Source organism: Azonexus hydrophilus DSM 23864 (assembly GCF_000429605.1).
Taxonomy (GTDB): domain Bacteria; phylum Pseudomonadota; class Gammaproteobacteria; order Burkholderiales; family Rhodocyclaceae; genus Azonexus; species Azonexus hydrophilus.
Map to the genome: position 1 here is coordinate 118,944 of NZ_KE386925.1, position 18,912 is coordinate 137,855.

Here is an 18,912-nt window from a genome sequence, read left to right on the forward strand (position 1 = left end):
AGAATTCGGCCATGAAAGTTTTTGGCATCGCCGGCTGGTCCGGCTCCGGCAAGACGACGCTGCTGGAAAAGCTGATTCCGGCGCTGACCGCGCGCGGCCTCAAGGTCTCGGTGATCAAGCACGCGCACCACGGTTTCGACATCGACAAACCCGGCAAGGATTCCTACCGCCACCGCGAGGCCGGCGCCTCCGAAGTCATGCTCGCCTGCGGCACGCGCTGGGCGCTGATGCACGAATGCCGCGACGAACCCGAGCCGCAACTGGCCGACCTGCTGACCCGACTGGCGCCGTGCGACCTAGTGCTGGTCGAAGGCTTCAAGCAGGAACCGGTGCCCAAGCTGGAAGTCCACCGGCCGGCCAGCGGCAAGCCGCCACTGTTCGCCGAGCGCGACGACATCGTCGCCGTGGCCAGCGACGAAGCTATTGCCGCGACCATTCCGGTGCTGCCGCTCAACGACATCGCCGCCGTCGCCGACTTCATCGTCGATCACTGCCAACTCAAGGTCTGACCATGCTCAGTTACGAACAAGCGCTTGAACAACTGCTCGCCGCTGCCAGCCCGGTGGCCGAAACCCGCCATGTGCCGATTACCGCCGCCGCTGGCCGCGTGCTGGCGCAGGCGCAGGTAGCCACGGTGAATGTGCCGCCGCTCGACAATTCGGCGATGGACGGCTACGCTGTGCGCCTGGCCGATGTGGCGCAGATCGGCGTGACCTTGCCGGTCAGCCAGCGCATTCCCGCCGGCACGGTCGGCAGTGCACTGCAGCCCGGCACCGCCGCCCGCATCTTCACCGGCGCGCCGGTGCCGCCCGGCTGCGACGCGGTGATCATGCAGGAACGCTGCGAAGCCGTCGGCGACAGCGTCGTCATCAACCACGTCCCGCGCGATGGCGAGAACATCCGCCGCAGCGGCGAGGACATCGCCACCGGTAACGAAATCCTGCCCGCCGGCATCCGCCTGCGCGCCCAGGAAATCGCGCTCGCCGCCTCGGCCGGCCTGCCGGAACTGCCGGTGCATCGGCGCGTTCGCGTCGGCATGTTCTTTACCGGCGACGAACTGGTCCAGCCCGGCGAGCCGCTGCCGCCCGGCGCCATCTACAACTCCAACCGCTACGCGCTGCGCGCACTGCTCGAAGGCCTGGGCTGCGAAGTGCGCGACCTCGGCAGCGTGCCCGATTGCCTCGACGCCACCCGCGACGCACTGCGCCGCGCCGCCGCCGACAACGACCTGATCGTCACCAGCGGCGGCGTCTCGGTCGGCGAGGAAGACCACGTCAAACCGGCGGTCGAAGCCGAAGGCCGGCTCGACATGTGGAAGATCGCGATCAAGCCGGGCAAGCCGCTGGCTTTCGGCGAAGTCAATAAACCGGAAGGTGGCACCGCCTGGTTCATCGGCCTGCCGGGCAACCCGGTCGCCGCCTTTGTCACCTGCCTGATGCTGGTCCGCCCCTTCATCCTGCGCCTGCAAGGCGTTGCCGACGTGCGCCCCAAGGTGCTGCCGCTGACTGCCGATTTCACCTGGAGCCGGCCGGACAGCCGCCTCGAATTCCTGCGCGCCCGGATCAACGACGCCGGCCGCGTCGAGCTTTACCCGAACCAGGGCTCGGCCGTCGTCACCTCGCTGTGCTGGAGCGACGGGCTGGTCCTCAATCCGCCGGGACAGGCGGTTCAAGCGGGCGACAGCGTCCGCTTCGTCACTTTTGCGGAGTTGCTGGCATGAGCGTGAACATCCTTTACTTCGCCAGCCTGCGCGAAGCCTTCGGTACTGCCGGCGAAACCGTCGAGTTGCCGGCCGGCGTCGCCACCGTTGGCCAGTTGCGCGACTGGCTGGTCGGGCAGGGCAGGGCCGAACTGGCGACCGCCAAGAACCTGCGCTGCGCGGTCAACCAGGAAATGTGCAAGGCCGACGCGCCGGTCAAGGCCGGCGACGAAATTGCCTTCTTCCCGCCCGTGACCGGAGGCTGAACGATGTCGATTCAATGGTTCCCCGGTCACATGACCCAGGCCCGCAAGAAAGCGGGCGAGACGCTGGCCATGGCCGACGTCGTCGTCGAAGTGCTCGACGCCCGCCTGCCGCAGGCGTCCAGCAACCCGATGATTCACGAGCTGCGCACCTTCCGCCAGCGCCCCTGCCTGAAGCTGCTGAACAAGGCCGACATCGCCGACCCGGCGGTGACCAAGGCCTGGCTGGAATACTTCGGCAAGCAGCCGGGCGTGATGGCGGTCGCCATCTCGTGCAAGAAGGCCGGCGACGTCGCCAAGATTCCCGGCCTGGCGCAGAAGCTGGCGCCGCACCGCAACGACGCGGTCAAGCCGCTGCGACTGATGATCATGGGCATCCCCAACGTCGGCAAATCGACGCTGATGAACGCGCTGGTCAAGAAGAAGGTCGCCGCCGTCGGCGACCAGCCGGCGGTGACCAAGAGCCAGCAGCGCATCGACATCAGCTCGCGGCTGACCATCTACGACACGCCGGGCATGCTCTGGCCGAAGATCGACCACCCGATCGACGGCCTGATGATGGCCGCCAGCCACTCGGTCGGCGTCAACGCTTACATCGACGATGAAGTCGCCACCTGGCTCGCCGGCTACCTGCTCGACCACTACCCGGCGCTGCTCAAGGCCCGCTACGGCTTCGACCTGCAGGGCATGGACGCGGTCGCCGTGCTCGAAGGCATCGCCAAAAAGCGCGGCTGCCTGATCAAGGGCCGCGGCGGCGAACTCGACCTCGAAAAAGCCGCCGGCATCCTGCTCAACGATTACCGTACCGGCACCCTCGGCCGCATCAGCCTGGAAACCCCGAGCCTGCGCGAAGCCCGTCAGGCGCAATTGGCCCAGGCCGCAGCGCTTCCCCCGGAAAATCCGGAAAACACCCCAATAACCGATGAAGACGGCGACCACTAGGCCTTTTCCAAAAAGCTGGTTATAATTCGCGCCGCTCGCCACCCGGCGAGACTTTTCCTCGATAGCTCAGTCGGTAGAGCGCCGGACTGTTAATCCGTAGGTCCCTGGTTCGAGCCCAGGTCGAGGAGCCAGGACTCAAGCAAAAAGCCCACTTTTCGGAGTGGGCTTTTTGTTGTCCGAAGGTTTTGCTGCATTTTGCTGCTCAGCTCGACTGATCCATGTGGCGTTGATGGCTGCAATCAACCATTCATGCAACGGACATCTTGTCGAGCGTCTGCTTTGCAGAAATTTTTTGTATGGCCGCAGTTGGCCGATTGCAGGCGAAAGGTCCAACGAACTTCAGCGCCTTTCCCCCTACCCAACAACCCGAAATAGCATCAAATCCATCGCTTCAGTCCGGACAGGCACGATGGCCTGATATTCCAGACTGGCAGCCCAGCGGTCGGCATCTTCGGCGCTCGGGAAGCTGAGTTCGACGTAGGCCTCGAAGGGTGTGCAGGCGAGTTGGTTCCAGTATGTCTTGTCGACCGTGCCACGGGCGACGACGCTGCCGCCGTGGCGTTCGACGGTGGCGCCGACCTGGCTGCGGTAGGTTTCGAAGGCTGCCGGGTCTTTCAGGCGGATCAGGCCGATGATCTTGACGCTCATTTTGTCTCCTTTGCTTTCTGTTCTTCTATATAAGCTCGCCAAGCTTCACGTGCTTCCTTGGACAGGAATAAATAGTAGAGCATGAACATGCCTTCAAGCGTCGACAGCCGCGTTCCCTTGAGCGCCTCCAGGGATAAGCGCGAAACGATCTTCACCATTATCAGTAACGGCGTTACACCCAAAGCACACATGAAGACGTATCTGAATTGGATTTTCAGGTCAGCGTCAGAAAGCAAGTCGCTGAGACCGAGTATGTAGCTGACTACGCCAAGTAGGATTGCCAGGACAATGAATCTGGACAGGGTTTTTTCGCGCATGTTGTTCTTGAAGACGGTGCCGATCATTGCCAGCAGGAATGAGGATGATCCACATACCAGTGTATCTCGCTGAGGGCCGGGAGCATGGGGGTCGTGGTTTCGGGGTGGTCCGGAATCCGAAGGATAGTCCGGCGCTTGGGTTTTGTCAGGGGAATTACCCTGCATAATGATGGTCCGCTGCCTTGTGCGCTAACATGGGCCTTGGCCGAAGTTGTCGCCGATTCGGGGAGGGGCATGGAAGAAGTCAATGGCGCCGCTGTGCGCTGGCATCAATTGCGACTGTACGTCGACAATCATCTGCACGACCGTTTTCTGGCACCGCCACTGACCGTCGTGGTGGCAGCGCTGCTGACCTTGTGGGTGCCGGTATGGCAGGCGGTGCTGTGGGCGGGCGTGGAACTGGTGGTGATCGCGGTCTATGTGAGCGTGTATCTGCGCTTCCGTCGTGCGCCGGTCGAGGAGGCCGGACACTGGGCGCGGCGGATTGCGCTGGCGCACGGGGCGCACATGGCGATGTGGTCGTCCATCGTGGTCTGGGCTTATCAGCCGGGTGATCTGAGCAGCTTGATGTTCGTCATGCTGGTGCATGTGGGTTTGATCTCGCTGACTGTGGTGATGAGCAATCCGCACCGGCGCCTGCTGCTGTCCGATCTGGTGGCGCCGGCGGTGGCGCTGGTCGGACCGCCGTTGATTGACGGCAGTCTGTTCAGTGTCGGCCTGACCGCGCTCGGCTTGCTCTACATTGCGCTGATGCTGCTGGTCGGCCTGAAGATCCATGCCAGTACGCTGGAGGCTCTGCTGCTGCGCCAGCGCAACGACCAGTTGATCAGCGAACTGGAACGTCAGGTCAAGCGTGATGCACTGACCGGGCTGGCCAACCGCCGCCATTTCATCGAGACCGGCGAGGTGGAACTGCAGCGGGCGGCGCGTTACCGCCATCCGTTGGCACTGCTGATGGTGGATATCGACCACTTCAAGCCGATCAACGATACCTATGGTCATCTGGCCGGCGACGAGGTGCTCAAGGCGGTGGCCGCGGTGTGCGCCGAAAGCGTGCGCGGCAACGATTGCCTGGCCCGGCTGGGCGGTGAGGAATTTGCCATCCTGATGCCGGAAACCGGGCTCGACGAGGCAGGCGCGGCGGCCGAGCGGCTGCGTGTCGCGGTGGAGCAGCTACGCTGCCAACTCCACGAAGGGCTGGTGACGCCGACGGTGAGCATTGGCGTGGCGATTACCGAAGGAGCAGGCGAGAGCCTGTCGTCTCTGATGCGACGCGGCGACCAGGCAATGTACGCAGCCAAGGCGCAGGGCCGCAACCGGGTGGTGATCGCGCCGCCACTGACCGCCTGAAAGACAGCGGAAAAAGTCTGGTCCGGGTGCGGTTTTTACGTCTATAATGCGCGCCTTCGCCGCTCAGGCAGCGAGATTCCTCGATAGCTCAGTCGGTAGAGCGCCGGACTGTTAATCCGTAGGTCCCTGGTTCGAGCCCAGGTCGAGGAGCCATGGATTCAAGCACTTAGCCCGCTAATCAGCGGGCTTTTTGCTATCTGGGTCTGCCATGATTGACTTAGAATGAGCCACACGCAGATCGGTGCAATCGATTGCGTCAATCAAAACCATGGTGGGGGACCGTGATGAGCCTGAGCAATCAGACAATCGGCAAAGTCGTGCAATGGCTGGGCTGGTTCAGCGTGGCACATTCGTTATGGACTTACGGCTTTGCTTTGCTGGATGCTAACTCGGATGCCTCAATCCGCGCCTATGCCTGGCTGATTGCCATTGAAGGCATCTTTTTCCTCGGCGCAGGTCTGCTCGTTGTCTGGCTTGGACGCCGGATTGCCAGGCCGGCTCAAGTGCCCGAGCCGGTCCAGGCTGAAAATCGCGGCGCCGAGTAGGGACGGTTCCTCATGGACGATGCCGATACCTTGACGATCAGGCCGAATTATCCTGGGCTGCTGATGGCCATTCTCCTGCTGGGGTTTGCTGCCGGCATTTCTCTCGTCATGTTGCTTGCGCTGACGCGCAAGGATGTTTTTGGCCCGGCGCTCTTCGACTGGCTGCTGCTTATCTTCCTGATCGTTTTCATCTTCCTGTTCGTGCTCGGTTCCCTGTATGTGCTCTGGGGCCACATCGCGGTGCTGTTCAGCGGCTTGCGGCCGTCTATGGCCGTGCGCCTCGACCGCCAGGGCATCCATTACCCGCTAAGGTACGATGGCTTGATCCCCTGGGCGCAGGTTCACGACATTCAGGTGCATCAGGGCTACAACGGCATGAGCCTGTGGTTCAAGATCGATCCGTCGCTGCCGTTGCGGGGGTATTCGGTGCTCGATCACATTTACAGCATCGGCAACGCGCAAGTGATCGGTTATGTGCGGCTGTTGTCGCACCAATACAGCTTTTCTGCGCCGGAACTCATGCAGGAATTGCGTCGGCTGGCCCCGGAACGGGTGCATATGGCCTATCCCTTGAGTTGAATCTGGTCCTGCTATTCTCGAATACGCCGAGCTGCCCGGCCTGTTCGCCTGAACCGATTGACAGGTAGCCCCGGCGCTGCCGATAATCCGCCGCTCTGCAGGAGAGAGAGCGCTGCTTGGCCAGCGCTCCGCCGAAGGCGCAAACTCCCATAATCGCTCAGGCATGCCGAACTGCTGAAATGATTCGCCGGCTGGAGAGTAGTTGCGAGCGTCCCGGCGCTTGGCAACTCACCGAAGGGGCAGGCTCCGAGGAGCCGAAACTCTCAGGTAAAAGGACAGGGGGAGAGGCGTCACGGAAACACCCGCTCAGGGGTTTCCGCTTTCTGACGGAGTCCTTTTGATGTTTGCCTCGCTGTTCGACAGTCTCGCCCACGTTTTTCAACCGCTCGCCACCAAGCAGTTCGATCTGCTGCTGGTCGTCTACCTGGTCGCCATCGCCGCCGAGGCGATGTCTGGCGCGCTGGCCGCCGGCCGCCGCGACATGGATTTCTTCGGCGTCGCCGTGATCGCCTTTGTTACCGCGCTCGGCGGTGGGACGATCCGCGACGTCGTGCTCGGCAACTACCCGATCGGCTGGACCCAGCATCCCGAGTACGTTTATCTGGTCATCCTCGCCGGCCTGGCGACGACGCTGATCGCCCGCTTCATGCACCACATGAAGCGCGTCTTCCTGATGCTCGATGCGCTCGGCTTGGTCGCCTTCTCGCTGATCGGCTGCAACGTCGCGCTGCAACTCGATTACCCGGTGGTGGTCGTGATCATGGCCGGCATGCTCACCGGGATTTCCGGCGGTGTGCTGCGCGACGTGCTGTGCAACCAGGTGCCGGTGGTTTTCTGCCGCGAGCTCTACGCCAGCGTCTCGCTGTTCGTCTGCGTGCTCTTCCTGGTGCTGCGCGGCCTCGGCTGGGACAGCGACCTGATCACCCTGGTCTGTTTCGGCGCCGGTTTCGGTTTCCGCATGCTGGCGCTGCGCTTCGCCTGGAAGCTGCCGACCTTTTCCTACCAGCAGCGCTGGGACTGAAACGCGGGCTGGGCTAAAATGACTGTATGAAAATACAGTTGTTTGTCAGAGGCCCGCATTGACTGCCTCGTCCGCGCTCCCCGGCTACGCCGAGCTGCACTGCCTGTCCAACTTCAGTTTCCTGCGCGGTGCCTCGCACCCGGAGGAACTGGCGGCGCAGGCGGTGGCGCAGGGCTACGCGGCGCTGGCGCTGACCGACGAGTGCTCCCTGGCCGGCGTGGTGCGCGTGCATCAGGCGTTCCGGGCGCAGGGCGGGGCGACGCGCCTCGTCATCGGCAGCGAGATGCGCACGGTCGACGGCCTGAAGCTGGTCTTTCTGGCGCAGAACCGGGAGGGCTACGGCAACCTGTCGGCGCTGATCACGCTTGCCCGGCGGCGGGCGGAGAAGGGCGCCTACACGCTGCAGCGCCACGACCTGAACGCCATCTCGCCGAATGGCGCGCTGCCCGACTGCCTGGTGCTATGGGTGCCCGAGGCGACGCCCTCGGTTGCCGACGGGCGCTGGCTGGCCGAACGTTTTCCCGGGCGCTGCTGGATCGCCGTCGAACTGCACGCCGGCCCGGATGATGCGGCCAAGCTCGCGGAACTGCAGGCGCTCGGCGCCGCCTGCGGCCTGCCGCTGGTGGCCGCGGGCGATGTGCACATGCACGTGCGGGCACGGCGGCCGGTGCAGGATGTGCTGACCGCGCTGCGCCTGAAGACCTCGGTGTTCGACGCCGGCCATGCGCTGTTTCCGAACGGCGAACGGCATTTGCGCTCGCGTCTGCGGCTGGCGCGGCTCTATCCGCCCGAACTGCTGGCCGAGACGCTGCGCATCGCGGCCTTGTGCATGTTTTCTCTGGACGAGTTGCGCTACGAATATCCGGAGGAAATCGTCCCCGCCGGCCACACGCCGACCTCCTGGCTGCGCCACGAAACCGAGGCCGGGCTGCGCCGGCGCTATCCGGCGGGCGTGCCGGACGCGGTGCGTGAGCGCATCGAGCACGAATTGCGGCTGATTGCCGAGCTGAGCTACGAAGCCTATTTCCTGACCGTCTACGACATCGTCTGCTTCGCCCGCGGCGCCGGCATCCTCTGCCAGGGGCGCGGCTCGGCGGCGAATTCGACGGTCTGCTTCGCGCTCGGCGTCACCGAAGTCGATCCGGCGCGCTCGGCGATGCTGTTCGAGCGCTTCGTCTCCAAGGAGCGCGGCGAACCGCCTGACATCGACGTCGATTTCGAGCACGAGCGGCGTGACGAGGTCATCGCCTACATCTACGAGAAATACGGCCGCGAGCGCACGGCGCTGGCCGCCGCCGTCATCACCTACCGGACCAAGGGCGCGTTGCGCGACGCCGGTCGCGCGCTCGGCTTCGACATCGCCCGCATCGACGCGCTGACCGCATCGCTCGCCTGGTGGGACAAGCGCGAACAGATGCCGGAACGCTTCGCCGAGCAGGGGCTGGACCCGGCGTCGCCGCGCGTCGCCAAGTGGCTGTGGCTGGCCGAGCAACTGCGCGGCTTTCCCCGCCACCTGACCCAGCATGTCGGCGGCTTCGTCATGTCGCGCGGGCCGCTGGCGCGGCTGGTGCCGGTCGAGAACACGGCAATGGCCGAGCGCACGGTGATCCAGTGGGACAAGGATGACCTCGACGCGGTCGGCCTGATGAAGGTCGACGTGCTGGCGCTCGGCATGCTGTCGGCGCTGCGCCGGATGCTGGCGATGATCGGGCCGCTGGCATTGAACGAAATCCCCGAAGGCGACAAGGCGACCTACGACATGCTCTGTCGCGCCGACAGCATGGGCGTCTTCCAGGTCGAATCGCGGGCGCAGATGAGCATGCTGCCGCGCCTGAAGCCGCGCAACTACTATGATCTGGTGATCGAGGTCTCGCTGGTGCGGCCCGGGCCGATCCTGGGCGACATGGTCCATCCCTACCTGAAGCGGCGCCAGGGTAAAGAGCGCATCGAGGAGATCACGCCGGCCATCGACGCGGTGCTGGCGCGTACCTGCGGCGTGCCGATCTTCCAGGAACAGGTGATGCAACTGGCCATCGTCGCCGCCGGCTTCACGCCCGGCGAGGCCGACGAACTGCGGCGGGCGATGGCGGCCTGGCGGCGTAAAGGCAATCTCGCCCGCTATCAGGACAAGCTGCGCGCCGGCATGGCGCGCAACGGCGTGCCGGCCGCCTTCATCGAGCGCATCGTCGCCCAGATCCAGGGCTTCGGCGAGTACGGCTTCCCCGAATCGCACGCCGCCAGCTTCGCGCTGCTGGTCTATGCCTCGGCCTGGGTCAAGCGCCACCATCCGGCGGCCTTCCTGTGCGGCTTGCTCAACAGCCAGCCGATGGGTTTCTATTCGCCGTCGATGTTGATCCAGGACGCCCGCCGCCATGGTGTCAGCGTGCTGCCCGCCGATGTCACGGCCAGCGACTGGGACAGCCGGATCGACGAGCGCGGCGCGGTGCGCCTCGGCCTGCGCGAGATCAAGGGACTGAGCCGGGAAGCGGCCGTGCGGATCGCCGACGCGCGGCGGCGGGCGCCGTTTGCCGATGTCGCCGACCTCGCGGCGCGCTGCGCCCTGGGCAAGCGCGATCTGGATCAGCTCGCTGCTGCCGACGCCTTGCGCGGTCTCGCCGGTCATCGCCGCCAGGCGGCCTGGGCGGTCGCCGACAGCGGCCGGCGGGCGATCCAGGGCGATCTTTTCGCCGGCTTGCCGGCGCCAGAAACGGCGGTCGAGCTGGCGGCGCCGACGCTGGCTGACAACCTGGTCGCCGATTACCGCCAGCTCGGCCACAGCCTGCGCCCGCACCCGCTGACCCTGCTGCGCGAACATCTCGCAGCGCGGCGCTTCCTCAGTGCCGGCGAACTGGCGCAACGCGGCGACCGCGCGCTGGTCCGCGTCGCCGGCATCGTCACCGGCCGCCAGCGGCCGGGCACGGCGACCGGCATCGTCTTCGTCACGCTGGAGGACGAGTCCGGCTGGACCAACGTCGTCGTCAAGCCGGGGCTGGTGGAAAAACAGCGGCGCGAATTGCTCGGGGCACCATTGCTCGGGGTTTACGGTCAACTTCAATGTGCCGATGGCGTGGTGCATCTGGTCGCCCAGCGCCTGGTCGACCTGTCCGCCTGGCTGGGGCGACTGGAAACCCGCAGCCGGGATTTTCATTGATCTGGCTGACACCATGTCGGCAACTTCTGGCATGTGCGGCGAAAATTGCGTTAAGCTCAAGGCTGCGCAGGACACAACCGAATCATCGCGGGAGTCGTCATGATGCTTGAGTCTCTTGGAAATCCGCTTGCCGGCATGGCCTGGCCACTGGCTTTGCTGCTGGCCTGGCTGGCTGGTGAAGCGATCAGCCGCTGGCTGTCGTTGCCGCGCGTCTGCGGTTATGCGCTGGCCGGTTTCGTGCTGGCCAGCGGTCAGCTTGGCCTGTTGCCCCAGCCGGCCGGAACGCCGGTGGCGCTGCTGGCTGATTTCGCCATTGCGCTGGTGCTGTTCGAACTCGGCCAGCGCATCAACCTGAACTGGCTGCGGCATAACCGCTGGCTGGCCGTGACCAGCCTGGTCGAGGCCTTCGGCACCTTTATCGTCGTGCTGCTGGTGGCCCGGGGCTTCGGCCTGGCACCGCTGCCGGCCCTGTTGCTGGCAGCGCTGGCGATGTCTTCGTCGCCGGTGGCGGCGCTGCGGGTGGCCAACGAACTGCACTGTTCCGGTCAGGTTACCGAACGCATGCTGCATTTGTCGGCGTTCAACTGTGTTTTCGCGGTGCTGGTCTTCAAGGCGATTGCCGGTTACTGGGTGCTGACCAGCGCCGGCGGCCTGCTTCCTGCCTTGTGGAGCAGCCTGGCCGTGATCGGCGTGTCGGCGGGGATCGGCGCGATGTTCGGCGTCGCCGTGCCGACCCTGCTGCGTTGGCAGCGGCGCGGTGGTGGCGATGCGACGGTGATCTTCGCCATCGCCACGCTGCTGCTGGTGTCCCTGACGCACGCCCTGCAGTTCTCGGCCCTATTGGCGGCACTGGTCTTCGGCCTGGTCGTACGTTACCGGCGCATCGTCTTTTCCGGCGCGGATCGTGGTTTCGGTACGCTGGGCAGCCTGCTGACCATCCTGCTGTTCGTCTTTGCTTCGGCGACCTTGTCCTGGTCGCAGGTGGCCCAGGGGGCCGGGCTGGCGCTGGCGGTCCTGGTGGTGCGCACGCTGTGCAAGGTCGGCGCCTGCGTGGCCTTTGCCGGTCTGTCAGGCATCGGCTGGCGCAAGGGGGCGCTGACCGGGCTGGCGCTGACGCCGATGTCGGTGTTCGCCATCCTGCTGCTCGAACAGACGCGCCATCTCGGTATCGATGTATTCGCCCAGGTGGCCGGTCTGGGTCTGCTGGTGCTGGCGCTCGAACTGCTTGGGCCGGTGGCGACGCAGCGGGCGTTGATCCTGGCCGGCGAGGCCGGGCGCGAGGAGGGCGGCTGAGATGACGCTGGAAGCATTCAAGGCGGGCGAAGCGCTGACCATGGGCGTCGAGCTGGAGCTGCAACTGGTCGATCTGACCGATTTCGACCTGACCGCGGCGGCGGCCGACATGCTTTTCCTGCTCGGCAAGCAGCCTTTCCCGGGCGATGTGAAGCCGGAAATCACCGAGAGCATGATCGAGATTTCGACCGACGTGCACACCGATTACGGCGCCTTGCTCGGCCAGCTCGGGCAGATGCGGAACGCCCTGGTCGAGGCCGGCGACCGCCTCAACGTCGGCGTCTGCGGCGGTGGCACGCATCCCTTCCAGCGTTGGTCGGAGCAGCGCATTTTCGACAAGCCGCGCTTTCAGGAGTTATCGGCGCTGTACGGCTACCTGGCCAAACAGTTCACGGTTTTCGGTCAGCACGTGCACATCGGTTGCGCCAGTGCCGACGAGGGGCTCTACCTCCTGCACGCGCTCAATCGCTACCTGCCACATTTCATCGCGCTGTCGGCGTCGTCGCCTTTCCTGCAGGGGGTCGATACGCTGTTCGATTCGGCGCGGCTGAACTCGGTGTTTGCCTTTCCCTTGTCCGGGCGGGCGCCTTTCCTGCTGCGCTGGGAGGACTTTGCCCAGGACTATTTCGGCAAGATGGAAAGCACCGGCGTGGTCAAGAGCATGAAGGACTTCTACTGGGACATCCGGCCCAAGCCCGAATACGGGACCATCGAACTGCGCGTCTGCGACACCCCGCTCAGCGTCGAGCGGGCGGCGGCCCTGGCCGCCTACCTGCAGGCCCTGTGCCGGATGCTGCGCGAGCAGGGCGAGCAGGGCGAGCCGGTCAGCGAAGACGACTATCTGGTCTACAACTACAACCGTTTCCAGGCCTGCCGTTTCGGCCTCGACGCGACGCTGGTGCATCCGCGCCGGCATGAGACGCTGCCCCTGCGCGACGATGTGCTGGCAACCCTGGCCCAACTGGCGCCGCACGCTGCCGTTCTGGGCAGCACCGGTGCGCTCGATGTGCTGCGCCGGGTGGTCGCTAGCGGCAACCATGCCGGCGACCTGCGCCGCTGGTATGGCGAATCGGGCGGGCTGCGCGGCATGGTCGATGCCGCGGTACGCACTTTCCGGGGAGATGAATCATGAGTTTTCGCCGTCGTCCCATCCATGTTGGGCTCTCTGCAAGGATTCATCATCCTGTGCCGGATAGCCAAGGGATACATACGCGGACCTTGCAGGTGCTGGAGCAGTCGATTGCCCAGTGGGTGCAGTCGCGCGACGTGCTGGTACTGATGGTGCCGTCGGTCCTGCAGGACGGCATCCTGATGCGCAGCAACATCCGCCTGCGCGATTACGCCGAGTATCTCGACGGCCTGATCCTGCAGGGCGGTGCCGACGTCAGCCCGCTGGCCTACGGCGAAACGCCACTGCAACCGGCGTGGGCCGGTGATCCGGTGCGCGATGCCTATGAACTGGAGTTGCTGCACGAGTTCATGGAGGCAGGCAAGCCGGTGCTCGGCATCTGTCGCGGCATGCAGCTGATCAACGTCGCGCTCGGCGGTTCCCTGTACCAGGATCTGCCGACTCAGTGCCCGACGGCGATTGCCCACGAGCATGAGGATTACGACCGCCATGTGCATGGCGTGCGCTTTTCCGCCGACGGTCAGTTCGCGCGCTGGTTCGGCGGCGAAGCGGGCGGTGCGGTGGTGTCGATTCATCATCAGGCGGTGCATCGCCTGGGAAGCGAAGTGATCGTCGAGGCTGAGGCCGACGACGGCATCATCGAAGCGATCCGCTGGAAGGGGCGTAGTTTCGTCTGCGGCGTTCAGTGGCACCCGGAATTCCACCACCACGGTGACGGCGGTTTGCTCGACTGCGCGCCCGTGCTCGACGCTTTCCTGGCGGCCGCACGGCATTAAGACTGTGTCGAAATTGTCAAGCATGGCGGAGTGTGACTGTCATTTATGGCATGAAGTGCGCTGTGAGATGCCATCCTTCCTGCGACCGGGTTTCCCCCGATAGTCCGGCGAGCCGCTGGCAGCGGCCGTTTCTGGCGAATGTCATGAAGTGCTGCCGTAGCACCATCGACCGGGCATGGTTATTGCGCCGGCATGTCCGCTTAACCGGCACTTTCAAACAATTCGAGGGAGAACAGCAATGGCGTGGAATCTGCTTTTTACATCCGATATCGGCTTGCTCAGCCTGTTTACGATCTTGTTCATCCTGGTGATGGCCGTCTATATCGGCTATTACGCAGTGAAGCAGATCAACAAGGAGGCCGGCGCTTCGCGGACGCAATCGCACCCCGGCGCGCATTGATTACCACTGCCTGAAACACGATTCGCCGGCCCAGTGCCGGCGAATTGCTTTTGTGCTCAGGAAATCAGCCATTCGGGCAGCGCGGCTGGCGTGAATTCTGCCGCACCGGTATCACTTTCTGGCTGGCCGGCAACTTGGCGCAGTGGCACAACGCCGGCCCAGACGGGGATGTCGAGGTCGGCAGCGTCGTCCTCGACGCCCCAGTTGCGGATCTTGGCCGCCGCTTCGTTCAACGCCAGGCGCAGGACGGCCGTACCCGCCAGTTCCGCATCGCTCGGCGGCCGCACCAGCGCCGCGCGCCCCGGGCTGACGTGTTCGACGAAGGCGGTGAGGGCGGTCCTCTTCTCGTCTGGCGCGTCGACCGCGACAAATCGCCCGTAAATCACCACCGAGCGGAAATTCATCGAATGGTGGAAGGCCGAGCGCGCCATGACCAATCCATCGACGTGGGCGATGCAGACCGAGCAGTCGCTGTCGAGCAGGGTTTGCGTCAGGCGCGAGTTGTTGGCACCGTGGATGTACAGCGCGTCGCCGACCCGCCAGCAGGCCGTCGGCAGGCAATGGACGCTATCGCCCTGGTTGAAGGCAATCTGGCAGATCAGGGCGGTATCGACGATGGCGGCAATGGTGGCCGGATCGTAATGACCGCGTTGCGGCTTGCGACGAACCCGGGTGCGTAGGCTGGGGGCTGGGTGTTGCATGAGGTCTCCTGGAAAGTTCGGCCAGTATGCGCGTCATGTGGCACCATTCATGGAACCACGATCGTCTGATTTCACGGAGCCAGATGGCCCTCGAACTTGTCCTTGCCGAACTTCGTTTGCCGCTTGCGGGCGAAGCGCGTCAGCAACGTCTCTATCGCGTGCTCAAGCAGGCGATTCTCGACGCGCGCCTGCACGCCGGCCTGCGCTTGCCGGCCAGCCGCCAACTGGCGCTCGATTGCGGCATGTCCCGCAACGGCGTGCTCTACGCCTATCAGCAACTGGTCGCTGAGGGGTTTCTCGAAGCCGATCGTGGCGGTACCCGGGTCGCCGCCTTGCCGCAGCGCAAGACGGCGACGGCCAGCGTGGCGCGGGCCGGTGTCCTGTCGCGGCGTGCCGGCAGCCTGATCGCCATGCAGGCGGGTGAGGCCACCTTGCCCTTCGCGCCGGGCGTGCCCGATCTCAACGCCTTTCCGTGGCCGGTCTGGGCGCGTCTGCTGCAGACGGCCTGGCGCGAGGTCGGGGCGCGCCATCTGGCGTATGCCGCCGCCGGCGGTGAGCCGGCGCTGCGCCGGGCGGTCGCCGATTTCCTGGCGGCCCGGCGCGGCGTAGCCTGCGCGCCGGAACAGGTGTTCATCGTCCCGGGCGGCAATGTCGCGCTCGACGCCTGCGCCCGTCTGTTGGCCGACCCCGGGGATATTGCCTGGATTGAAGATCCGGCTTACCAGGTGGCACGAAATGCCATGCTGGCCGCTGGCTTGCGTACCGTGCCGGTTGCCGTTGACGACGACGGCATGGCCGCAGACGAGACCTTGTGGCGGACGCAGCCGCCTCGCCTGATCTTCCTGACGCCGTCCCACCAGTACCCCGGCGGCAGCGTGCTCAGCCTGGAACGGCGGCTGGCCTTGCTCAACCGCCTCGAGGCAGGCAGCAACTGGTTGATCGAGGACGACTACGACAGCGAATTCAACCACGCCCGTCCCGATGCGCGACCGTTACCGGCAATTCAGGGGCTGCGCCCGGAGGCGCCGGTGGTCTATCTCGGCACCTTCAGCAAGCTGCTCTATCCGGGGCTGCGCATCGCCTACCTGGTGGTGCCGCGCTGGGCGGTCGACAGCTTCGGTCAGGCCTTGTCCGATCTTTACCGGGGCGGGCAGGCGGTCGAACAGCGTGCGCTGGCCCGTTTTCTCGACAGCGGTAGGCTGACCCGCCATCTGCGCGCGATGGCGCCGATCTATCGCGAACGCCAGCAGGTGCTGCGCACGGCGCTGGCCAGACATTTTCCGGAGGCACGCATCGCCGGCGGCAACGCCGGCCTGCACCTGACGCTGCATTTGCCCGCCGCCCCACCGGATACCGCAATCGTCGCCGCCGCAGCCGGGCAGGGCGTCAGCGCCCGGGCGCTCAGTCGTTACTTCGCCGGGGCCAGTGCCGCCAACGGCCTGGTCCTCGGTTACGGCATGGCCGATGCGGCGATGATTCCAGAACTGGTCCGGCGGCTGGCGTTGGCGAGGGCGCAGGCGGCCGTCGAAGATGTTGCAGGAAATAGCTGACAAATTCAGTCGAGTATTCTAGAATTCACCCCCTTTCAATAGGGAGATAGCACCCCATGTTCCGGCACTTGCGTGAGGATATCCGCGCGGTCTTCGACCGCGACCCGGCGGCTCGCTCGTTCTGGGAGGTGCTGACCTGTTATCCCGGCATTCATGCGCTGATCCTGCATCGGGTGGCCCACTGGCTGTGGGGGCATCGGTTGCGCTGGCTGGCGCGGTTCACTGCACATCTGTCGCGTTTCCTGACCGGGATCGAGATTCATCCCGGGGCGACCATCGGCCGGCGGTTCTTCATCGACCACGGCATGGGCGTGGTGATCGGCGAGACGGCCGAGATCAAGGACGATGTCACGCTTTATCACGGGGTCACGCTGGGCGGGACGTCGTGGAACAAGGGCAAGCGCCATCCGACGCTGGAGAACGGGGTGGTGGTCGGTGCCGGGGCCAAGGTGCTCGGTCCTATCATCATTGCTGCCGGCGCCAAGATCGGTTCCAACGCCGTCGTTACCAAGCCGTTGCCGGCCGGTGCAACCGCGGTCGGCAATCCGGCGCGCATTCTCGATCCGCAGACCCGCGAACGTGAGCAGCAGGCCGAGAAGCTGGGCTTTTCGGCCTATGCCGTCGGTCGTGATCAGGACGATCCGCTGGCCAAGGCCATCCATGGTCTGCTCGATCACGCTGCCGAAACCGACCGCCGCCTGGCCTCGCTGCTGAAGGAGCTGGAGGCGCAGGGCGTGAAGTGCGATCAGGAAGTCCAGGCGGCCGACGATTTTGATCCGAAATACCTGAGCAAAATAGTTGACTGATTTTGTCTGGTTTGTATATAGTTGACCGCAACACTAGGTTATTGATCGGGAGACCGAAATGCGTTTGACCACCAAAGGACGTTTTGCCGTAACGGCGATGATGGATCTTGCACTGCGCGGCGAGGATGGGCCGGTTGCGCTGGCCGGCGTTGCCGAGCGGCAGAGCATCTCGCTGTCTTACCTGGAACAGTTGTTCGGCAAGCTGCGCCGTTACAAGCTGGTCGATTCCGTGCGCGGACCCGGTGGCGGCTACCGGATTGCCCGGCCGCTGGAGCGGGTGACTGTCGCCGACATCATCCGTGCTGTCGACGAGCATCTCGACGCCACCCAGTGCGGTGGTCAGGAAAACTGCCAGGACGAGCATCGCTGCATGACGCACGACCTGTGGTCCACGCTGAACGCGAAAATGTTCGAATACCTGGCCTCAGTCACCCTGGCCGATCTCGTCGATCGCGAGAAGGTCAAGGCTGCCGCACGCGGTGAAGCGGTGATCAGCGGTCCGCTCGGCCCGCACCCGCGTCGCGTCGTGCGTGAAAAGGCTGTGGCGCTCGCCTGAGAGCTATCATGTTCCAGCCCGTCTATCTCGACCATAACGCCACGACACCGCTCGACCCTGCGGTGAAGGCGGCGATGCTGCCCTGGCTCGACGGCCTGTGCGGCAATGCGTCGAGCCGGCACGAGTATGGGCGGCGGGCGCGGCAGGCGATCGACGAGGCACGCCAGAAAGTGGCAGCAGCACTCGGCGCGCATCCGACCGAAGTGGTGTTCACCAGCGGCGGCAGCGAAGCCAACAACCTGTTCATCAAGGGCGCGGCAGCCGGCATGAAGCCGGGGCTGCTTGCCGTCAGCGCGGTCGAGCATCCCTGTGTGCTCAAACCGGCGGCGCAACTGGTGCGCCAGGGCTGGACGCTGCGGGAAATCGCGGTCGATGCGGCTGGCCGGATTGAGGCGCAAGACTACGCCGAACTGCTGCGGCAGCGCCCGGCGCTGGTTTCGGTGATGCTGGCCAACAACGAGACCGGCGTGGTTCAGGATGTCGCCGCACTGGCTGCGGCGGCGCGCTCGAGCGGTGCCTGGTTCCACAGCGATGCGGTGCAGGCCCTGGGCAAGCTGCCGGTAGATTTCCGGTTGCTCAATGCGGCTGGCGTCCATGCCTTGACGGTGTCGGCGCACAAGATCAACGGTCCCAAGGGCGCGGCGGCGCTGGTGCTCGACAAGCGTGTCGAACTTCAGCCGCTGATTGCCGGTGGTGGCCACGAGCGCGGTTTGCGTTCGGGTACGGAAAACGTGCCGGCCATCGTCGGTTTTGGCGTGGCGGCGGAACTTGCAGCGCAGCGCGTTGCCGAACTCCCGGCACGTCTGACGCAGCTGAGAAATACGCTGGAGCGTGGCTTGACGGCGCTCGGGGCAAGGATTTTTGCGGTCGACGCGCCACGCCTGCCCAATACCAGTTATTTCGCTTTTCCCGATATCGACGGCGAAACCCTGGTCGGCAAGCTGGATCGCGAAGGCTTTGCGGTGGCCAGCGGTGCTGCCTGTTCGAGCGCCAACCCGGAACCGTCGCACGTGTTGCGGGCGATGGGCGTAGCCCCGGAGATCGCGCGCGGCGCGGTCCGGGTCAGCCTCGGTGCCGGCAACGACGAAAACGAAGTCGAACAATTCATCAACGCCTTGCGGGCTACGGTCGGACGCCTGCAGGGACTGACGGCGATGACCGTCTGAAACCACCCGACGACCTAGCG

The 18,912-nt window shown here is 65.0% G+C and carries 20 protein-coding genes, 2 tRNA genes and 1 riboswitch; of the genes, 19 read left to right on the top strand and 3 right to left on the bottom strand.

Going from position 1 to position 18,912, the window contains the following annotated elements:
* Positions 1-11: 11 nt before the first annotated feature.
* The 5 genes from mobB to G471_RS0111830 all read left to right on the top strand — a co-directional run bounded on the left by mobB (position 12) and on the right by G471_RS0111830 (position 3,035).
* Positions 12-509 (top strand): molybdopterin-guanine dinucleotide biosynthesis protein B, encoded by a 498-nt coding sequence (gene mobB, locus G471_RS0111810; RefSeq protein WP_028995524.1) that lies wholly within the window; start codon positions 12-14, stop codon positions 507-509.
* A gap of 2 nt (positions 510-511) precedes the next feature.
* Positions 512-1,720, top strand: coding sequence for a molybdopterin molybdotransferase MoeA (locus G471_RS0111815; RefSeq protein WP_028995525.1), 1,209 nt, complete (start codon positions 512-514; stop codon positions 1,718-1,720).
* Positions 1,717-1,965 carry a molybdopterin converting factor subunit 1 gene (moaD, locus tag G471_RS0111820; RefSeq protein WP_028995526.1) on the top strand — a complete coding sequence of 83 codons (249 nt, stop codon included), beginning with the start codon at positions 1,717-1,719 and terminating at the stop codon, positions 1,963-1,965. Before G471_RS0111815 ends, moaD begins: the two co-directional genes overlap by 4 nt.
* Before the next feature lie 3 nt (positions 1,966-1,968).
* Entirely contained in the window at positions 1,969-2,904 is a 936-nt protein-coding gene (ylqF, locus tag G471_RS17550) for a ribosome biogenesis GTPase YlqF (RefSeq protein ID WP_043421577.1), read from the top strand.
* A gap of 55 nt (positions 2,905-2,959) precedes the next feature.
* Positions 2,960-3,035: transfer RNA gene (locus tag G471_RS0111830), tRNA-Asn, on the top strand.
* Between the two features lie 223 nt (positions 3,036-3,258).
* On the opposite strand, the gene G471_RS0111835 is transcribed toward G471_RS0111830, so the two are convergent.
* A complete protein-coding gene (locus tag G471_RS0111835) occupies positions 3,259-3,552 on the bottom strand; it encodes a DUF1330 domain-containing protein (RefSeq protein ID WP_028995527.1) in 294 nt (97 codons plus the stop codon).
* The gene (locus tag G471_RS0111840) at positions 3,549-3,869 is read right to left on the bottom strand and encodes a hypothetical protein (RefSeq protein ID WP_169720500.1); all 321 of its coding nucleotides are present in this window, start codon (positions 3,867-3,869) and stop codon (positions 3,549-3,551) included. The genes G471_RS0111835 and G471_RS0111840 overlap by 4 nt, the downstream gene beginning before the upstream one ends.
* A 234-nt stretch (positions 3,870-4,103) precedes the next feature.
* Here G471_RS0111840 and G471_RS18405 point away from each other — a divergent pair, with 234 nt between their 5' ends.
* From G471_RS18405 to G471_RS18840, 10 genes are all read left to right on the top strand, one after another.
* Entirely contained in the window at positions 4,104-5,219 is a 1,116-nt protein-coding gene (locus G471_RS18405; RefSeq protein WP_051295461.1) for a GGDEF domain-containing protein, read from the top strand.
* 77 nt (positions 5,220-5,296) lie between these two features.
* Positions 5,297-5,372 (top strand) — tRNA-Asn (locus G471_RS0111850).
* A 131-nt stretch (positions 5,373-5,503) separates the two neighbouring features.
* The gene (locus G471_RS0111855) at positions 5,504-5,764 is read left to right on the top strand and encodes a hypothetical protein (RefSeq protein WP_028995529.1); all 261 of its coding nucleotides are present in this window, start codon (positions 5,504-5,506) and stop codon (positions 5,762-5,764) included.
* A 12-nt stretch (positions 5,765-5,776) separates the two neighbouring features.
* On the top strand, positions 5,777-6,343 hold the full coding sequence (locus G471_RS0111860) for an SUR7/PalI family protein (RefSeq protein WP_028995530.1): 567 nt from the start codon (positions 5,777-5,779) through the stop codon (positions 6,341-6,343).
* Positions 6,344-6,522: 179 nt separating this feature from the next.
* A riboswitch (glycine riboswitch) is annotated at positions 6,523-6,632 on the top strand.
* A 51-nt stretch (positions 6,633-6,683) separates the two neighbouring features.
* Positions 6,684-7,364: a trimeric intracellular cation channel family protein gene (locus G471_RS0111865; protein ID WP_043421580.1), complete on the top strand. Its 681-nt coding sequence runs from the start codon at positions 6,684-6,686 to the stop codon at positions 7,362-7,364.
* A gap of 58 nt (positions 7,365-7,422) precedes the next feature.
* On the top strand, positions 7,423-10,515 hold the full coding sequence (locus G471_RS0111870) for an error-prone DNA polymerase (protein WP_028995532.1): 3,093 nt from the start codon (positions 7,423-7,425) through the stop codon (positions 10,513-10,515).
* 99 nt (positions 10,516-10,614) lie between these two features.
* A complete protein-coding gene (locus tag G471_RS0111875) occupies positions 10,615-11,808 on the top strand; it encodes a cation:proton antiporter (protein WP_088177974.1) in 1,194 nt (397 codons plus the stop codon).
* Between the two features lies 1 nt (position 11,809).
* Positions 11,810-12,940, top strand: coding sequence for a YbdK family carboxylate-amine ligase (locus G471_RS0111880; RefSeq protein WP_028995534.1), 1,131 nt, complete (start codon positions 11,810-11,812; stop codon positions 12,938-12,940).
* Positions 12,937-13,713: a gamma-glutamyl-gamma-aminobutyrate hydrolase family protein gene (locus G471_RS0111885; RefSeq protein WP_028995535.1), complete on the top strand. Its 777-nt coding sequence runs from the start codon at positions 12,937-12,939 to the stop codon at positions 13,711-13,713. Before G471_RS0111880 ends, G471_RS0111885 begins: the two co-directional genes overlap by 4 nt.
* A 238-nt stretch (positions 13,714-13,951) precedes the next feature.
* Positions 13,952-14,113, top strand: coding sequence for a DUF3149 domain-containing protein (locus G471_RS18840; protein ID WP_081700244.1), 162 nt, complete (start codon positions 13,952-13,954; stop codon positions 14,111-14,113).
* Positions 14,114-14,169: 56 nt separating this feature from the next.
* On the opposite strand, the gene G471_RS17560 is transcribed toward G471_RS18840, so the two are convergent.
* Positions 14,170-14,814 carry a pyridoxamine 5'-phosphate oxidase family protein gene (locus G471_RS17560; protein WP_051295462.1) on the bottom strand — a complete coding sequence of 215 codons (645 nt, stop codon included), beginning with the start codon at positions 14,812-14,814 and terminating at the stop codon, positions 14,170-14,172.
* A gap of 83 nt (positions 14,815-14,897) precedes the next feature.
* Here G471_RS17560 and pdxR point away from each other — a divergent pair, with 83 nt between their 5' ends.
* The 4 genes from pdxR to G471_RS0111915 are packed head-to-tail and all read left to right on the top strand — an operon-like array spanning position 14,898 to position 18,892.
* Positions 14,898-16,364: a MocR-like pyridoxine biosynthesis transcription factor PdxR gene (gene pdxR / locus G471_RS0111900; protein WP_028995536.1), complete on the top strand. Its 1,467-nt coding sequence runs from the start codon at positions 14,898-14,900 to the stop codon at positions 16,362-16,364.
* Positions 16,365-16,420: 56 nt separating this feature from the next.
* Positions 16,421-17,170 carry a serine O-acetyltransferase gene (cysE, locus tag G471_RS0111905; protein WP_028995537.1) on the top strand — a complete coding sequence of 250 codons (750 nt, stop codon included), beginning with the start codon at positions 16,421-16,423 and terminating at the stop codon, positions 17,168-17,170.
* A gap of 58 nt (positions 17,171-17,228) precedes the next feature.
* Complete coding sequence (locus G471_RS0111910; RefSeq protein WP_028995538.1) at positions 17,229-17,726, top strand: Fe-S cluster assembly transcription factor; 498 nt, start codon at positions 17,229-17,231, stop codon at positions 17,724-17,726.
* Positions 17,727-17,734: 8 nt separating this feature from the next.
* Positions 17,735-18,892, top strand: a complete 1,158-nt coding sequence (locus G471_RS0111915) for a cysteine desulfurase family protein (RefSeq protein WP_043421582.1) — start codon at positions 17,735-17,737, stop codon at positions 18,890-18,892.
* Positions 18,893-18,912 lie beyond the last annotated feature (20 nt).

Coding starts and splice junctions, on each gene's coding strand:
- G471_RS0111880 (WP_028995534.1), top strand. CDS start 11,810: ATGACGCTGGAAGCATTCAAGGCGGGCGAAGCGCTGACCATGGGCGTC.
- G471_RS0111835 (WP_028995527.1), bottom strand. CDS start 3,552: ATGAGCGTCAAGATCATCGGCCTGATCCGCCTGAAAGACCCGGCAGCC.
- cysE (WP_028995537.1), top strand. CDS start 16,421: ATGTTCCGGCACTTGCGTGAGGATATCCGCGCGGTCTTCGACCGCGAC.
- G471_RS0111875 (WP_088177974.1), top strand. CDS start 10,615: ATGATGCTTGAGTCTCTTGGAAATCCGCTTGCCGGCATGGCCTGGCCA.
- moaD (WP_028995526.1), top strand. CDS start 1,717: ATGAGCGTGAACATCCTTTACTTCGCCAGCCTGCGCGAAGCCTTCGGT.
- G471_RS0111815 (WP_028995525.1), top strand. CDS start 512: ATGCTCAGTTACGAACAAGCGCTTGAACAACTGCTCGCCGCTGCCAGC.
- G471_RS0111855 (WP_028995529.1), top strand. CDS start 5,504: ATGAGCCTGAGCAATCAGACAATCGGCAAAGTCGTGCAATGGCTGGGC.
- G471_RS0111885 (WP_028995535.1), top strand. CDS start 12,937: ATGAGTTTTCGCCGTCGTCCCATCCATGTTGGGCTCTCTGCAAGGATT.
- G471_RS0111840 (WP_169720500.1), bottom strand. CDS start 3,869: ATGCGCGAAAAAACCCTGTCCAGATTCATTGTCCTGGCAATCCTACTT.
- G471_RS18840 (WP_081700244.1), top strand. CDS start 13,952: ATGGCGTGGAATCTGCTTTTTACATCCGATATCGGCTTGCTCAGCCTG.
- G471_RS0111910 (WP_028995538.1), top strand. CDS start 17,229: ATGCGTTTGACCACCAAAGGACGTTTTGCCGTAACGGCGATGATGGAT.
- pdxR (WP_028995536.1), top strand. CDS start 14,898: ATGGCCCTCGAACTTGTCCTTGCCGAACTTCGTTTGCCGCTTGCGGGC.
- G471_RS18405 (WP_051295461.1), top strand. CDS start 4,104: ATGGAAGAAGTCAATGGCGCCGCTGTGCGCTGGCATCAATTGCGACTG.
- ylqF (WP_043421577.1), top strand. CDS start 1,969: ATGTCGATTCAATGGTTCCCCGGTCACATGACCCAGGCCCGCAAGAAA.
- mobB (WP_028995524.1), top strand. CDS start 12: ATGAAAGTTTTTGGCATCGCCGGCTGGTCCGGCTCCGGCAAGACGACG.
- G471_RS17560 (WP_051295462.1), bottom strand. CDS start 14,814: ATGCAACACCCAGCCCCCAGCCTACGCACCCGGGTTCGTCGCAAGCCG.
- G471_RS0111860 (WP_028995530.1), top strand. CDS start 5,777: ATGGACGATGCCGATACCTTGACGATCAGGCCGAATTATCCTGGGCTG.
- G471_RS0111915 (WP_043421582.1), top strand. CDS start 17,735: ATGTTCCAGCCCGTCTATCTCGACCATAACGCCACGACACCGCTCGAC.
- G471_RS0111865 (WP_043421580.1), top strand. CDS start 6,684: ATGTTTGCCTCGCTGTTCGACAGTCTCGCCCACGTTTTTCAACCGCTC.